At 44.0% G+C, this 14,482-nt stretch carries 16 protein-coding genes; 5 read left to right on the top strand and 11 right to left on the bottom strand.

Annotated elements, in window-relative coordinates; translation table 11 throughout:
• Nucleotides 1-13: 13 nt before the first annotated feature.
• The 3 genes from NST18_RS08285 to NST18_RS08275 all read right to left on the bottom strand — a co-directional run bounded on the left by NST18_RS08285 (nt 14) and on the right by NST18_RS08275 (nt 3,562).
• Nucleotides 14-2,704 carry a PBP1A family penicillin-binding protein gene (locus tag NST18_RS08285; protein WP_340721352.1) on the bottom strand — a complete coding sequence of 897 codons (2,691 nt, stop codon included), beginning with the start codon at nt 2,702-2,704 and terminating at the stop codon, nt 14-16.
• Between the two features lie 15 nt (nt 2,705-2,719).
• Nucleotides 2,720-3,319 (bottom strand): Holliday junction resolvase RecU, encoded by a 600-nt coding sequence (gene recU, locus NST18_RS08280; RefSeq protein WP_004889942.1) that lies wholly within the window; start codon nt 3,317-3,319, stop codon nt 2,720-2,722.
• A 102-nt stretch (nt 3,320-3,421) separates the two neighbouring features.
• Nucleotides 3,422-3,562, bottom strand: coding sequence for a hypothetical protein (locus NST18_RS08275; RefSeq protein ID WP_241743335.1), 141 nt, complete (start codon nt 3,560-3,562; stop codon nt 3,422-3,424).
• Between the two features lie 142 nt (nt 3,563-3,704).
• Between NST18_RS08275 and NST18_RS08270 the strand changes: the two genes are divergently transcribed.
• On the top strand, nt 3,705-3,908 hold the full coding sequence (locus NST18_RS08270; RefSeq protein ID WP_006319523.1) for a hypothetical protein: 204 nt from the start codon (nt 3,705-3,707) through the stop codon (nt 3,906-3,908).
• 24 nt (nt 3,909-3,932) lie between these two features.
• Here the strand turns inward: NST18_RS08270 and NST18_RS08265 are convergent, their stop codons facing one another.
• From NST18_RS08265 to NST18_RS08255, 3 genes are all read right to left on the bottom strand, one after another.
• Nucleotides 3,933-4,100 carry a hypothetical protein gene (locus NST18_RS08265; RefSeq protein WP_003394625.1) on the bottom strand — a complete coding sequence of 56 codons (168 nt, stop codon included), beginning with the start codon at nt 4,098-4,100 and terminating at the stop codon, nt 3,933-3,935.
• A gap of 87 nt (nt 4,101-4,187) precedes the next feature.
• Nucleotides 4,188-5,468 carry an RNA-guided endonuclease IscB gene (iscB, locus tag NST18_RS08260; protein ID WP_340721628.1) on the bottom strand — a complete coding sequence of 427 codons (1,281 nt, stop codon included), beginning with the start codon at nt 5,466-5,468 and terminating at the stop codon, nt 4,188-4,190.
• Nucleotides 5,469-5,734: 266 nt separating this feature from the next.
• Nucleotides 5,735-5,947, bottom strand: coding sequence for a YppF family protein (locus NST18_RS08255; protein WP_004889946.1), 213 nt, complete (start codon nt 5,945-5,947; stop codon nt 5,735-5,737).
• A gap of 153 nt (nt 5,948-6,100) precedes the next feature.
• Between NST18_RS08255 and NST18_RS08250 the strand changes: the two genes are divergently transcribed.
• From NST18_RS08250 to NST18_RS08240, 3 genes are all read left to right on the top strand, one after another.
• A complete protein-coding gene (locus NST18_RS08250) occupies nt 6,101-6,436 on the top strand; it encodes a YppG family protein (protein WP_004889947.1) in 336 nt (111 codons plus the stop codon).
• Nucleotides 6,437-6,690: 254 nt separating this feature from the next.
• Nucleotides 6,691-6,843, top strand: coding sequence for a hypothetical protein (locus tag NST18_RS08245; RefSeq protein ID WP_340721351.1), 153 nt, complete (start codon nt 6,691-6,693; stop codon nt 6,841-6,843).
• Nucleotides 6,844-6,956: 113 nt separating this feature from the next.
• Nucleotides 6,957-8,603 (top strand): glycerol-3-phosphate dehydrogenase/oxidase, encoded by a 1,647-nt coding sequence (locus tag NST18_RS08240; RefSeq protein WP_004889952.1) that lies wholly within the window; start codon nt 6,957-6,959, stop codon nt 8,601-8,603.
• A 2-nt stretch (nt 8,604-8,605) separates the two neighbouring features.
• Here the strand turns inward: NST18_RS08240 and NST18_RS08235 are convergent, their stop codons facing one another.
• The 4 genes from NST18_RS08235 to NST18_RS08220 all read right to left on the bottom strand — a co-directional run bounded on the left by NST18_RS08235 (nt 8,606) and on the right by NST18_RS08220 (nt 11,207).
• A complete protein-coding gene (locus tag NST18_RS08235; protein WP_004889954.1) occupies nt 8,606-9,394 on the bottom strand; it encodes an EcsC family protein in 789 nt (262 codons plus the stop codon).
• Between the two features lie 73 nt (nt 9,395-9,467).
• A complete protein-coding gene (locus NST18_RS08230; RefSeq protein ID WP_004889956.1) occupies nt 9,468-9,893 on the bottom strand; it encodes an Hsp20/alpha crystallin family protein in 426 nt (141 codons plus the stop codon).
• 73 nt (nt 9,894-9,966) lie between these two features.
• Nucleotides 9,967-10,227: a hypothetical protein gene (locus NST18_RS08225; protein WP_004889959.1), complete on the bottom strand. Its 261-nt coding sequence runs from the start codon at nt 10,225-10,227 to the stop codon at nt 9,967-9,969.
• 11 nt (nt 10,228-10,238) lie between these two features.
• Nucleotides 10,239-11,207 (bottom strand): hypothetical protein, encoded by a 969-nt coding sequence (locus NST18_RS08220; RefSeq protein ID WP_004889962.1) that lies wholly within the window; start codon nt 11,205-11,207, stop codon nt 10,239-10,241.
• 432 nt (nt 11,208-11,639) lie between these two features.
• Here NST18_RS08220 and NST18_RS08215 point away from each other — a divergent pair, with 432 nt between their 5' ends.
• Nucleotides 11,640-12,869 carry an IS110 family transposase gene (locus tag NST18_RS08215; protein ID WP_064214420.1) on the top strand — a complete coding sequence of 410 codons (1,230 nt, stop codon included), beginning with the start codon at nt 11,640-11,642 and terminating at the stop codon, nt 12,867-12,869.
• A gap of 302 nt (nt 12,870-13,171) precedes the next feature.
• On the opposite strand, the gene NST18_RS08210 is transcribed toward NST18_RS08215, so the two are convergent.
• Complete coding sequence (locus tag NST18_RS08210; protein WP_340721350.1) at nt 13,172-14,404, bottom strand: aminopeptidase; 1,233 nt, start codon at nt 14,402-14,404, stop codon at nt 13,172-13,174.
• Nucleotides 14,405-14,482: the final 78 nt, after the last annotated feature.

Genomic DNA, 14,482 nt, shown 5'->3' with positions numbered 1-14,482 from the left:
TCTCTTTTCTTACTTATTGATTATTCGTTGTTCCACCGCTATTTCCATTTCGTTGTTGATTGTTCGTTCCCGACGAATTTGTTGATGAATTGTTATTCGGATTTGTTGGATTTGTCGGGTTTGTTGGATTTGTCGGGTTTGTTGGTGTTCCCGGATCGCTCGGATTTGTTGGCGTCTCTGGATTGCTTGGGTTTGGCTCGCTCGGGTTTGTTGGCGTCTCTGGATTGCTTGGGTTTGGCTCGCTCGGGTTTGTTGGCGTCTCCGGACTTTCTCCGTTTCCCGGTTGTTCCGGTGATTCATTTTCACTCGGTTGTTCCGGTGATTCATTTTCACTCGGTTGTTCCGGTTCTTCTTTCGGAATTTGCACAAGTGCTGTAGCAGGTGCGCTTTGTGTGCCATCTGCTGTGACAACGTATACTTCAAATAAGTACACCGAACCTTCTTTTGCCTCAACGGTTAGTTGTGAGTCTTTTGTTGTTGCAATAACGGTCGGTTTACGGCCATCTACTGTCTGCCTTACTTCAAACGACACATCTTTTTCAGGATCGATCGTGTATGACCACGATAATGAAATCATTTGTGTCGCTGGATCGTATTGTGCGCGCAAGTCTTTTACTGGTTCGACGACTTCTGGCTTATCTTCAGCTACTTCTGTCGGTTCTTCATAACCGCGCACGAAATATTCATACGTAATTTCATTTTCTGGCGTATATTCATTTGCTAGTTTCGGAGGATTCGTTCCCTTTTTCACCGCCAGTTTCACGACGCTTTTCGGTTGTTTAAAATCACCGCCACTGCCGTCGTCAATATGGGAAATGACGCGTTTAAACAACTGTTTCGCATATTGTTGTTCAGGCTTCGATAAATACGCTTCGCTACTTTTTTTACTAAAACCGGTCCAAATGGCAGCCGTATAGTTTGGCGTATAGCCAACAAACCAGCTGTCAGGAACTGAACCTCTCTCAAGCCCGTATTTCCGACGATCTTTTTCATCATAGTTTGTCGTTCCTGTTTTTCCAGCGACATGAAGACCTGGTACGTTTGCTGCTCTCCCTGATCCAGATTGCACGGCCGTTTTTAACATGTCAGTAATCATAAACGCCGTATAGTCTTTCATCGCCACCTTTGGTTCTGGACGAAGGTCCATTTCTGTTCCATCTGGAAACACAACTTTTTTTACGGCATGTGGTTCAATGTAAGTGCCTCCGTTTCCGAATGCGCTATATGCACCGGCCATTTGGAGTGGAGAGACGCCTTTGCCGACGCCACCAACCGCATATGCTTCATGCATTTCTTCAAAGCCCATGCCAAGTTTATTTGCAAATTGTTTTGCCCGCTCTAAGCCGACTTCTTGGAGCGCTTTTAATGCCGGGATGTTACGTGAACGAGCGAGGGCAGTACGCATCGACATTTGACCTTCGTATTTGCCGTCCCAGTTTTTAATTGGTGTACCGTCCGAATATTGATATGGTTCATCTTTTAATTGATGGTACGTCGACCATTTCAAATATTCAATGGCAGGACCATAGTCAACAATTGGTTTAATTGTCGAACCAGGCTGTTTTCGTGTATCCGTTGCATAGTTAAATCCGAACGTGACACCTTCTTCTTTTTTCCGACCGCCGCCAAGCGCGCGAATTTCTCCTGTTTTCGTATCTAAAACCGCAATGCCAGCTTGGAAATCGGCCTTGTTTGTGCGAATGACTTCGTCAGAATTGAGCAACTCCTCAACATACGACTGGGCGTTCGGATCTAACGTTGTATAAATGTGCAATCCAGCCGTAAACACATCAAGCCCTGTTTTTTCGGTTACTTCATCGATCACTTGGTCAATAAAAGAGTCATACGGAATATCGCTTTGTTGTTTATTTTCTGTTAATAGCGATTGTACAGGCACTTTTTTTGCTTCTTCTGCTTCTTCTTTCGAAATAAACCCATGTTTCGCCATTAGCGATAGCACCGTATTGCGACGTTTTTCTGCCGCTTCTGGATGCGTAAACGGGTTATAATTGTTCGGGCTTTGCGGAATGCCAGCGAGCAATGCCGCTTCTGGTAGCGTCAATTGCGATAAATCGCTTTTCCCAAAGTACGTTTCTGCCGCTTTTGCAACACCATATGAGCGGCTCGAGTAATAAATTTTGTTTAAATACATTTCTAAAATTTCTTGCTTCGAGTATTTTTTCTCTAATTGAATGGCAAGCCATAATTCTTGTACTTTTCGTTTTATCGTTTTTTCAGGTGTTAAAAAAGAAAGTTTTACGACTTGTTGTGTAATTGTACTTCCACCTTCAGCACCAAATCCTTCACGAATGTTCGCTAACACTGCACCGAAAAAGCGCACAACATCAAACCCGTGATGTTCATAAAAGCGGGCGTCTTCTGTTGCAAGCACCGCTTCCTCGAGCACTTTTGGAATATCGTTATACGATATATAAATGCGCTTTTGTTGACCAAGCTCTACTACTTTTTGCCCATTTCCATCGTAAATGATCGAAGCTAAAGGATCGCGCAACAACGTCTCATCGAGCGGTGGAGCGTCTTTAATCATCCAAGCAAACGCCGCCACACCGGAGAACATCCCGATCGTCATAATAAGCAACATGATAAGCACAATTTTTTTCATAATCGATCGCCCTCGTTTCCGCGGACGTTGTTTTTTTTGTTCTGCCTGTTTTCGTTCTGTTCGTGAACGATAATTCGCCATATCGTTCCTCCTGTTCTAAAAATATAGTTTGTCCACAATATGAATATAATCGATTCGTGGGTGATAGCCAAGCGGAATGAGATGGCCGCGCCGTTCGACTTCCGCTTTTGTAATCGATTTACGACCACCTTGTTGCTTTCGCTCCCAATATTCAAGGAGGTGATGTGCGTCCAATAAATATGTTTCGTCAAACGTCGTAAAACGCAAAATCACGAAGCAAATGGCTCCATGCGTTAACACTTGTTTTATATGTTCAATTTGGTGTTCGTGAAAGTTTTGAAGCGGAAATGATGTGCGATTCCGTGTTTCTTTCGCTTCAAAATCGATATATTTCCCACGATATATGCCGTTATAGTCTGTCGTGGACGGTTGTTTAAAGTACGCTTCTTTAATGACAGCAGCGCTCCGTTTCGGATAATCGACACGCACAATTTGCACAGGTGTCGGTTTTTTATGAATGACAGCAATACCTTGAGCTAAGTAATACGTGTTTGTTTCATTTAAGTCAGCCTCAAGTGTCATCCCGCGGTTCCCGTACGTATCAGGAGTACAAGCGCGCAACGTCTGTTCATTTTCTTTTTTTTCATACGTCCGCCCATTCGGATATTTAAACATATCATCCCCCCCTTGAATGTTCAACATTATACCATATGTTTCGTCCGTTCGTCATTTTCGTGAAAATTAGAAAAAGCGAGCATATTTGCTCGCTTCTTTTCCTTATGTAGAAGGACGATCCGGGCCTTCTAGCTTTTTGTCGCCGAAGCCTGTCGTTTCTTCTTGCTTCGGTTTTTGCTTTTTCTTTTGTTCTTTTTTCGCCATCGCCATGCCTCCTTTCGCTTTTTTATTTTGACCGCTCATGTCAAAAACATGCGCATCGATTTGTCGAATTTTGTACACACAACACTTTGTTTGCCGAATTTCTTCTAGTTTTGTCAAGTGAGAAGGGAAGAGGTAGTGGATGGAGAATGTGTATGGCAAAGGGCGAAAGGGGAGTTGGAGGATGGAACATATTCAAATGCAACTACAACAGTTGTTTGATGAAATTGAACAGTTAGAAAATAAATTAAAAGAGCGTACGGCAGAACAAATGGCTACACATTACGATATGCAACAAGATCGTTTACAACATATCGAACGCCAACTCGACAACATCGAACAGCAAATTGAAAAAAAAGAAACGTATACGTTCGCTCCGGCAATATAAAAAAGGTGGCCAATGGTGCCACCTTTATTCTTTCACGCGTTCAATTGTAACTGGACGATGCGTTTCGCTTCCTACCGTGTCAATGGCATAGTCGACGACTTCACGCTGTTTTGATGTTGCTGGTTGGCCATGTTTTGGCTTCTCGCTTTCATGTCCTTTTTTCTTATGGTGAAAATGAACACCACGACCCATATTTATCGGCCTCCTTTTCCATGCTATCGTCTCACGAACACTTGCGCAAGGAAGCCCCTGCCTTAAGGCACGGGGAGGAATTGCGCCTTACGCAATGTTCATTCCCTCCCTTCGATATGTGTATCCGTCGAATCGCTGAATGACTTGGACATATCTATAATTTATTCCTTGTGCGATACGCTTTCCGTCCTTACCTTTAATATCGAAACTTCCAGTCTTTCTACATGCGACTTCGCCAAACCAAACGCCTTGATATTTCCCTCTTGGGACAACAGCCTTAACCATGTCCCCTGTTTGAAAACCAAAGAAGAACTTTTGTCTTGCCAAAAATCCTCTTGGAAAGCCATACTTATCAAGATTTGTACGAGAGCGACTTCCGCGTCCTTTTGCCTTGATAAATAATGCTTCTTTTGTTTTGAAATGCAATTGGAGTGGCGTGCTTTCGCCTACACAACAAGCATCAAAATAGTGAATTTTCGGTAGTCCTAATCGTATTCGATTCATTTTCGTTCGTGCGCCTGTTCCACACTCTACTTCGCATCCGCTTTGTTTTAACACTTCATACACTTTCCATCGAGTGGCATTCACTACACTTGCGTCTTTTAGCGTTTTTTTGACCATTTCTTGAATATGTGGATACCCGAATTCTTCTGCTGTCTTACTTCCTTTGCGCTGATTACAGTCATGACAGGCAAGACATAGGTTATCCACTCGGTCTGTTCCACCTCTCGATTTTGGAATGATATGCTCCACTTCAAGTGGAACATTTTCTTTTCCGCAATAACAACACTTCCGCCCAAACTTTTCAAGCAAATACTCCCGTACTTCATATCCTTGTAGCGTACCTTGTTGATACTCTACACCATTGATTTCAGGATTTCGCATGAGTTGCGTGTCAAACTTTGCGTTCTCGTACGATATATGCTCAATCGGACATATCTTCCTTAAACGCTCCACCCATGTTTGAATATTTTGCACACGACTCTCTAACGATGGTGGCAACCACCCGTCTTTTCTCCTACGATTAAGAAAACGTGGTTTTCTGTATCGAGTTTTTCGCTTTCTTCTTGCACGACGAAACGCCCGTCTTTTGTCTAATCGCTCTTTGATGTCTGTGCGATGGTCAAGTTGTGCAAGCCACAACACTTCTTCTCCTCGCACAATCGCAAGTCCTGTGTGTTTACTTCCGTAATCGATTTTGAGCCGATACGGTGTTTTCGGTCGAAAATTATCGACAATTTCTTTTAAAATAATCGTAAATGGATAGCGTTTGTAGATCGCTGCTTTTCCTTGCTTTAATAACTTTCTTGCGACCGCCTCATGACAAGGGGCGAGTGGACGCTTATTTGTATCTAATACAAAAACCATAGGGTTCTCCCCTTTCCTCTGCATAAAGCAGGTCATATTCTCCTCGACCATGTTATAGATGCTTGTTATGTGCAAGACACTAGCGCTACCCACCACGCTTGTTTAACCTTGCACGACAGAGGAACGGGCTGGAGAAGCACCCGAACGTGTCATGACATCTATAACGTAGGCTCTGTTTCAAGCCTTGGTCTGGTCAACATGGGGCTTACAAGCCCATGACTTTAGTCATTGGGTTGTTGACTTAGCATGGCACAAGAGGGGATAAATCATTCAATGCTTCCCGAATATTGCACGACTCGTTCGTCATCGGGTTTGTATGCCCCAAGCGCCTCTAAATCGCGTACAAGATGACGATACATGCCAAGCGGCAATTCGTTGCGCAAATAAAGTTGGCGCGCAAAGTCAAGCAGTTCGTTTGCATCGATCGGTTCATATTGTTTCATTGCGATAAATTTGTTTTTTAATTCAACAATTGTCATAATTATGCCCTCCCCCTTTTACACTTATCATAACATAAAAAAAGACGACATGTTAAATTCAAAAAATTGAGAATTCCGACATCGATTGACATGATTAGTCACGAACCATTTTACTTCAAGCGAATACGATGTAATGAAAGGAGATGAAAACATATGTATCAATCGTGGCCTACGATGCAAATGCCACATATTCCACCAGTGAACTATTATCCATACTATTCTCAACCGGTGTTGTTTCCAGCTCAGCCAGTCGTTCCGCCTGTTGTACCATCGATGTCTCCATTCGCTCCGCCAGCGGCTTCTCCTTTTGTACCGCCGATGTCTCCATTCATTCCTGCCCCGAAACCGCCAAGCTTGCTTGAGCAGTTTAAAACAAAAGAGGGAACGTATGATATCACAAAAATGATGAATACGATGGGGCAGGCGGTGCAAGTGATGAACCAGATGAGCGGTCTTGTAAAAGGATTAACGCAAACGTTTAAATTGTAACGTTTGCGTTTTTTCGTGCATTTATTCGATTGGAATAAATGTTTTTCGTTGCGGAAGACGAATGATCAGTTTGCCGTCTTGAAATGATGCTTGAGTGTCTGATTCACTCACAGGATAAGGAAGAAAAATCGATTTTGTCGCCCGTTCATATACGTTTGTTCGTAATATATGCAGGAAAAAAGTAAATCGTGCGCGAAACTTTTTATAGGTGATGGGCGTAAATATGTAAAAGAGATGAGAAAGGAAGAGAGTGTATGCAAAGAAAACGAGGGAAAAATGAACGACCAAATGTGGAAAAAATCGTCAACAAATATAAAGAAAAAGGAATGAATATTAGCCTATGTAAACCACGTTCAGCCATCAAATGGCTTTTTGTGCAAAACAGTTGCCTTTTTCCGCACATATGATACAATGAAATTAAAGTTCATACATGTCAAGAGACGAAGAGAGACCATACATGCATAATAAGCGAAACTTATTGTGCTTGTCTTGGTCTCTTTTTGTTTTACAAGGGGGAATGATGATGTTTTCGGCAAAAAGACGACTGCAAATGATAGAAGAAATGAGCCAAACGACGTACGATGTGCTGATTATTGGCGGGGGAATTACCGGCTGTGGCATTGCGCTCGATGCAGCGACGCGCGGCATGAAAACAGCATTGATTGAGATGCAAGATTTCGCCGCTGGAACATCGAGCCGTTCAACGAAGCTCGTTCATGGAGGATTACGTTATTTAAAACAGTTTGAAGTGAAAATGGTTGCAGAAGTCGGGAAAGAGCGAGCCATCGTATATGAAAACGGTCCGCATGTGACGACGCCGGAATGGATGTTATTGCCGATTCATCGCGGCGGCACGTTCGGGAAATGGAGCACGTCGATTGGATTATGGGTGTACGATCATTTAGCACGCGTTAAAAAAGAAGAGCGGCGAACGATGTTATCGGCGCATGAAACGTTACAAAAAGAACCATTAATTAAACAAGATGGACTGCTCGGTGGTGGGTATTATGTTGAGTATCGCACAGATGATGCACGTTTGACGATTGAAGTTATTAAAAAAGCAGTAGAATGCGGGGCGCATGCTGTCAACTACGTGAAGGCGGAGTCGTTTTTGTACGATAAAAACGGGCGCATCCATGGCGTGATGTGTCGCGAGCAAACGACAGGAAAAACATTTACGATCTATGCGAAAAAAATAGTGAATGCAGCAGGTCCATGGGTCGATGTACTGCGTGAAAAAGACGGCTCAAATGTCGGAAAAAAATTGCGTTTAACAAAAGGCGTACACATCGTCATCGACCAAGCACATTTTCCGCTTAAGCAAGCGGTATATTTTGATACGCCTGACGGTCGGATGGTATTTGCGATTCCGCGTGAAGGAAAAACGTACGTGGGAACAACAGATACGTTTTACGAAGGAGACCGCGCTCATCCGAAAATGACGCGTGAAGATCGCGACTATTTATTACGTGCCATTCATTACATGTTTCCGTCCGTTCGTTTGACGGAACAACAAATTGAATCAAGCTGGGCTGGAATTCGTCCGCTCATTTATGAAGAAGGGAAAGATCCGTCTGAAATTTCCCGCAAAGACGAAGTTTGGCAATCCCCGTCTGGTCTCATTACGATTGCGGGAGGAAAGTTAACTGGCTATCGCAAAATGGCGGAAACGGTTGTTGACCTTATTGCTAAACAGTTAGATGGGGCGTATCCGCCTTGCCGAACGAAACATTTACCAATTTCTGGTGGAGACGTCGGTGGTGCGAGCCGGTGGCATACGTTTCTATCCGAAAAAGTAGCTGAAGGGCTTGCTTACGGGTTTACAGAAAAAGAAGCAAAACAGCTCGTGCAGCGATACGGTACGAATGTTGATCGTTTATTTGCATTAGCTCGTACGTATGATCCTAATAACGTATCGCTACCGCTGGATTGGTATGTGATGTGCATCTATGCGCTCGAACACGAAATGACCGTTACGCCGCTTGACTTTTTCATTCGTCGCACAGGGGCCCTCTTTTTTGACATCGCTGCGGTTCGCCAGCTAAAAGAAGCCGTCATTGCACTTATGCAGTCATATTTTCATTGGACAGAAGAAGAACGAAACCGATATGAACAACAAGTAAACATGGCGCTTCATGATGCCGTCATTCCTTGTGATGAAGCGTAACGTTAGGCGGGGGATCCCGCCTTTTCTATTTCTTCCAACCTTTCTATAATGCGTCGTTTACGATAAAACATTGCACCTGCTTCAGCAATGTCGTGAATCATCGTTTGATTTGTCCATGCTCCAAATAACATTCCTACAATCGGAACGGATTGAAACAACTTTTTCCAACCGTACTGGTCGCGAAACGCCCAAACGATTTCGCGCCATCCTTGTAATTGTGACATCGTTTGTCGTTCATTTTTTGCTGTCCATTCATTTAATATCGCTTGCTTGCCAACGACGTCAGCAAGCGCAAATTGTAAACATTTGACGATAAACAATCGTTCTTCTTTCTCATGTGGATCAAATCCGTATACGATCGCAATTTCTTGCAACGTTTTTAAAGCGGTGCCTAAAACGACAGCAATATCGAGAAGCAACGTAAACGCTCCACCCAATCCTGTCGTTGCCCCTTGATACATCGCAAACGTTTTACGTTTCGCAATTAATGTTTCACACGCTTCATTCATCCGTTGTAAAGGAATCGAACGAACAGCGTGTAGCGTTGGCACTCCATAAAACGTTGATAAAACGGCTTCTTTATTTACTAAATATTGTCCGCCTGTTTGAATATATTGGCCAAGCTCATCAAGCAATTGCGCCATTTTTTTATGTATCCACGCCGGGGTCAATCGATCAAGTAAAGCAAAAGGCAAACGGCTTATTTTTTCCCAAAACCAAATGCGCTTTTGTTCTTTTTCCCATTGTTCAATAAGATGAAGTTGCTCGATTAAAAACGATTTGTCATCCATTTCTTTCACCCCATGCATACATACGTGTGAACCGCATAAAAGTTTCAAAAAAACACCGGCGATCGTGCCGGTGTCAATGAAATTGTACGTCAATTCGTTTTTTCTCATCAGCCTGCGCTTTCGGGATACGAATTTCAAGTACACCATTTTTATATGATGCTTGAACATGTTCATGTGCGGCAGGGGAGGGAAGAGGAATGGTACGATGAAACCGCCCATAAAACCGCTCTTGCCGATGCATATGTTCATCGTGTACGTCGTGTTGTCTGCGCACGTGTCCGCTAATCGATAACGTTTGATGATCGATATGAATATCGACGTCTTCTTTTCGCTCTAGCCCCGGAATGTCGCACGTCACAATCATTTCTTTTTCATTTTCATGCACATCGACGCGAGGCATACGAAACACACCATCTACGTGCGAAAAAAGGGAAGGAAAGCTAGAAAACATACGTTCTACATCTCGTCGCATCACATCTAATGAACGAAACGGATCCATCGAAAAACCTCCTCGTATTATATTCGCTACATATTTTGTGCAAATGACGAGATGTTATACAAAAAAACTTGCCTTAGCGGGAAGGCAAGTTTTCAAGCTGTTGTACGTATAAACGGACGAGTTCGTATTGTTGTTTCGCATCGAGCGATGATGACGCAATGCGCTTGAGCGCCAATGAAAATTTTTCGTAAGGCGATTTTCTCAAACGAGGATGTGTCATTTCATCTAATAAATCGCGGCGAATCGCATCGTATAGGACAGTTTCTGCATTGTTTTCTGTGGCAGGCAACGAACGGTGTGACCATAATGATCGATATGCTTCTAATAGCTCCATGAAAACCCTCCTCAGTCAATACGTTTAATCGTTTCTGCCATTTGCAAAAACGGATCTAACCCATCAGCTTGCTGAACGAAAATGGTGAGTCGCATCGGCGTTCCGCTCTTTACAACAAATACATACACTTCTCCATCTGTAATGGCACTTTTATATACGTCCGCTCCGTTTAAAAGCGTTCCTTTTGTCCACGTTACTTTTTCGACTGTGCCGTCTTTACTGCTTGCCTTTACGTACTGTTCTGCTTGTTCCTCGATTAACGACCAGTCCGCACCATCATCAATAAGTTCTACTGTCATCGATGCTTTTTCTTCGTCGAGAAAAATCATATCTTTGCCCGGTTCGACCGCTTCGGCTTGATAACCGTTTAAAATGTTTGCTTGAAACGGCTGATTGCTACTTTTGTATGTGAAAAATGATTCGTTCGGTTGTTCACTCGTTTCCGTTTCGGTTCGTTGAATCGTTTTCGCCATCGTCATAAACGTATCAAGCCAATTATCTTCTTTTTTCGTAAACACCGTTAAAAACATCGGTGCATCTTCTGTTACGCCAATAATATATACGACACTATTATCGACAGATGCTTCGTATACAATAGCATCTTCAAACGGCAATGTCCCTTCAAACGGAGTAGCTTCCTCAGAGACAGCCATAGCCCGTTCTTTTGCGTACGTTTCCATTTGCTCTTTCGCCTCTTTTGGCAAAAGTTCAATGCGCATCCATTGCTCTTGCTCACTTTCATGCATGACGACATCTTTTCCTGGCTCTTCTGCCTCTAAACTAAACTTCGGTAATAATGAAATCGTAAACGGTTGATTTGTACTTTCAACAGGTGTCAATTCAAGCGGTGCCGGTGCTTGTTTTTTTTGCTCTTTATTTTCAATAGGCTGTTTTGCTGGCGCAGTTGTTTGTTCGTTGCAAGCGGAAAGCAATGTAACAGCCGCAACGATGCTAATAAGTAACTTCGACCGTTGTTTCATATTTGTCGCTCCTCGTATAGTATGTTTAGAAAGATTTTTAAATCGAATTTCCAGTTGGATATGCTCCTTGACAATCGCATATGTGTAAGTGATTTGCCCACGGGGGAGGGGCGCGCCCCTCCCCCGTGGATGGCACTACATCGGGGTTGGACTTTTCGCGATGTTCTTGGATAATGGTCTTAGGATCATCGGGGACACTCTTCTCTCTCCTGTAGCTTTGACTACTTAGAAAGTCTGTCTCCCCGGCTCCTGTTCGGACTTCTAACCCGCAGGCTGTTCCCGTTGGTTTCCCATGCTGGAAGGAGCAGCTTCCAGGCAGCCCATGGCCCAACGTGAGTTCTCATATGCGAGGGTGACTGGTCAACAGGCGCGGTCCGGGGGCATCCCGAAGAGTCCCAACCCCACGATCCTACTACGATTGGAGGTGATCTCATGAAACTCTACGTCGGGATTGACGTGAGCTCAACGGACTTATACACGTGTATCATGGATCAAGAAGGAAACACGTGCGCCCAATTCAAGGTGGACAATCATCTCCTTGGCGCGACCTTCCTTCGCGATCAAATCCTCCTGTGGGCCAACAAGCTCCAACCATCCGAAATTCTCATCGGGATGGAAGCCACTTCGGTCTACAGCTGGCATCCAGCGATGTTTTTCCACCAACAGGAGGAGCTGAAGTCTTGGAATGTCAAGGTGTTTACCATCAATCCAAAGCTCATTCGCAAATTTAAAGAAGCGTACACTGACTTGGATAAAACGGACGGCATCGATGCGTGGATCATCGCCGATCGGCTTCGCTTTGGCCGTTTGAAAGTGACAGCTGTCATGCAAGAACAGTTTATCGCCCTTCAACGGCTCACGCGCATGCGCTATCATCTCGTCCATCAGCTGACTCGGGAAAAGCAGTACTTCCTCCAACACTTGTTTTACAAGTGCAGTTCCTTTACCCAAGAGGTGGACAGCTCCGTGTTCGGACATGCCATCTTAGAGCTTCTTCTCGAGTCGTTTAGCTTAGACGAAATCAGTCAGATGGACGTGCAACAGCTCGCTGACTTCTTGCGCCAAAAAGGACGCAATCGCTTTGCCGATCCGGAATGCATCGCCAAGTCCATTCAAAAGGCGGCTCGTTCGTCGTATCGGCTTTCCAAATGTGTCGAGGATTCCATCGACTTGCTTTTAGGGCTATCGATTCAATCCATCCGTAGCCTTCAAGCGCAAATTAAAGAGCTAGATAAAGCGATTACTCGCCATTTGGAAGGCATCCCAAATACGTTACAAACGATTCCCGGCATTGGTCCGGTCTACGCCGCTGGCATCTTAGCCGAAATTGGACAAATCGAGCGCTTTGACAACCAAGCCGCCTTAGCAAAGTATGCAGGTTTGACTTGGTCTAAGCACCAGTCCGGTCGGTTCCAAGCCGAGGAGACTTCCCTCATTCGTTCCGGCAATCGCTATCTCCGTTACTACCTAGTGGAGGCTGCCAACTCGGTACAACGGCATGATGCGTCGTTTCGCACCTATTACCGGAAGAAGTATGAGGAAGTACCAAAGCACCAACACAAACGAGCCCTCGTCCTCACCGCTCGAAAACTCGTGCGTGTGATCGATGCGCTGCTACGCAACGGTCAAATCTACACGCCAAGAAAGGGGGAAGATCGATAGGGGTATCGATCTAACTGATTTTGCATTAAAACCCAGTTAATGACATAAGACAAGACTGGGCTTCTTAAGTATTGCCTTTTTTCGGGTCATCGGACAATCGAATTTCCAATTTCGATGATTTTTCACCTTGACATATTACCGCAGGACTTTAATTGTTTTTACTTTTATTGTCGTATAGTTTTACGTTTCATGCAAGTATTCCTTTTTATACACGACCGTTCGATTTCGTCCTTGTTGTTTCGCTTCATTTGTTGCAAGCTATGCGAACGAAAAAAATGTTGCGGACAAACGCCGCAACATTTTTAAATCGAAATGACCCATTCACCGTTTCGCATAATCGGTTCGCGCACACCGTCTTTTGTAACCCCATCGACGTTTAATTCATGCGAACCGATCATAAAATCTTCATGCACTAAACTATCGTTCGCGCCACGTGCAAGCAACTCCTCTGTGCGCATATTCGTTCCGCCTTCAATATTTGTTGGATATGCTTTGCCAAGCGCTAAATGCGAGGCAGCATTTTCATCAAATAACGTATTATAAAAAACAAGATTCGATTGAGAAATCGGGGAGCGATGCGGGACGAGCGCAATTTCTCCTAGTCGGCGTGCGCCTTCGTCTGTATCAAGCAAATGTTTCAATGTATCGTAACCGACTTCTGCTGTAAAATCAACGACTTTTCCATCTTTAAATGTAAGCGTAAAGCCATCAATAATATTTCCACCGTAGTTAAGCGGTTTTGTATTGCGCACAACGCCGTTCGTTCCATCTTTATGTGGCATTGTAAACACTTCTTCTGTCGGCATATTTGGGTTAAATACGATGCCGTCTGTACTTTTTGCAGCACCACCAGCCCAAATATGTCCATCTGGAAGCTCCACCGTTAAATTTGTTCCTGGCCCGTCATAAATGAGCTGTTTATATTGCTTATTGTTTAAATAATCGACAATGCGCGCTAATTTTTCGTTATGCGTTTTCCATGCCGCAATCGGATCGTCTTGATCTACGCGTGTCACTTGGAAAATAACGTCCCATAATTTTGCGATCGCTTCGTCTTCATTCATATTCGGAAATACTTTTTTCGCCCATGCTGGCGTCGGCACAGCAATTAACGACCAACAGTTATGATCGGCCATTAGGCGACTGCGATAATGTTGTAGCGCAAGGCTTGCTGCTTTCGTTGCTGCTGCGACACGCGCAGGGTCAATATCTTTTAATAAGTCTGGATTCGGTGCATAAATGCTTAAAAACGCCCCACCTTTTTCAGCGACTTCCTCACGCCCTTTCGCAAGCCAAGACGGGTATTCATGAAGCGCTTCTTCTGGTGCGTGTTTAAATTTTATGTACGTGATCTCTTCATCGCTCCACTCGACATGCACATGTTTTGCTCCCGCTTCGTACGCTTTTTTAGCAATTTCGCGCACAAGTGGGGCAGACGGTAGCGGTGCGTTAATAAACAACGTTTGTCCAGGTTGAATGTTAACCCCAACACGTACAGCTAATTGTGCGTATTTTTCCAATTGTTTTTCTAACATAACAAAACCTCCTTATCGTAAAGCATACTACCATTTTAACAAAACGGATGATGTTGTGAAAACATTTTCGTCTGTATT

Origin of the sequence: Anoxybacillus sp. FSL W8-0104 (assembly GCF_038004465.1) — a bacterium.
GTDB lineage: Bacteria > Bacillota > Bacilli > Bacillales > Anoxybacillaceae > Anoxybacillus > Anoxybacillus flavithermus_G.
The sequence above is the reverse complement of the archived record's forward strand: the minus strand, read 5'-3'. Positions and strand labels throughout refer to the sequence as shown.

Excerpts from the sequence above, each read along its gene's own strand:
- NST18_RS08285 (WP_340721352.1), bottom strand. The coding sequence starts at position 2,704 with ATGGCGAATTATCGTTCACGAACAGAACGAAAACAGGCAGAACAAAAA.
- recU (WP_004889942.1), bottom strand. The coding sequence starts at position 3,319 with ATGTTTAAATATCCGAATGGGCGGACGTATGAAAAAAAAGAAAATGAA.
- NST18_RS08275 (WP_241743335.1), bottom strand. The coding sequence starts at position 3,562 with ATGAGCGGTCAAAATAAAAAAGCGAAAGGAGGCATGGCGATGGCGAAA.
- NST18_RS08270 (WP_006319523.1), top strand. The coding sequence starts at position 3,705 with ATGGAACATATTCAAATGCAACTACAACAGTTGTTTGATGAAATTGAA.
- NST18_RS08265 (WP_003394625.1), bottom strand. The coding sequence starts at position 4,100 with ATGGGTCGTGGTGTTCATTTTCACCATAAGAAAAAAGGACATGAAAGC.
- iscB (WP_340721628.1), bottom strand. The coding sequence starts at position 5,468 with ATGGTTTTTGTATTAGATACAAATAAGCGTCCACTCGCCCCTTGTCAT.
- NST18_RS08255 (WP_004889946.1), bottom strand. The coding sequence starts at position 5,947 with ATGACAATTGTTGAATTAAAAAACAAATTTATCGCAATGAAACAATAT.
- NST18_RS08250 (WP_004889947.1), top strand. The coding sequence starts at position 6,101 with ATGTATCAATCGTGGCCTACGATGCAAATGCCACATATTCCACCAGTG.
- NST18_RS08245 (WP_340721351.1), top strand. The coding sequence starts at position 6,691 with ATGCAAAGAAAACGAGGGAAAAATGAACGACCAAATGTGGAAAAAATC.
- NST18_RS08240 (WP_004889952.1), top strand. The coding sequence starts at position 6,957 with ATGATGTTTTCGGCAAAAAGACGACTGCAAATGATAGAAGAAATGAGC.
- NST18_RS08235 (WP_004889954.1), bottom strand. The coding sequence starts at position 9,394 with ATGGATGACAAATCGTTTTTAATCGAGCAACTTCATCTTATTGAACAA.
- NST18_RS08230 (WP_004889956.1), bottom strand. The coding sequence starts at position 9,893 with ATGGATCCGTTTCGTTCATTAGATGTGATGCGACGAGATGTAGAACGT.
- NST18_RS08225 (WP_004889959.1), bottom strand. The coding sequence starts at position 10,227 with ATGGAGCTATTAGAAGCATATCGATCATTATGGTCACACCGTTCGTTG.
- NST18_RS08220 (WP_004889962.1), bottom strand. The coding sequence starts at position 11,207 with ATGAAACAACGGTCGAAGTTACTTATTAGCATCGTTGCGGCTGTTACA.
- NST18_RS08215 (WP_064214420.1), top strand. The coding sequence starts at position 11,640 with ATGAAACTCTACGTCGGGATTGACGTGAGCTCAACGGACTTATACACG.
- NST18_RS08210 (WP_340721350.1), bottom strand. The coding sequence starts at position 14,404 with ATGTTAGAAAAACAATTGGAAAAATACGCACAATTAGCTGTACGTGTT.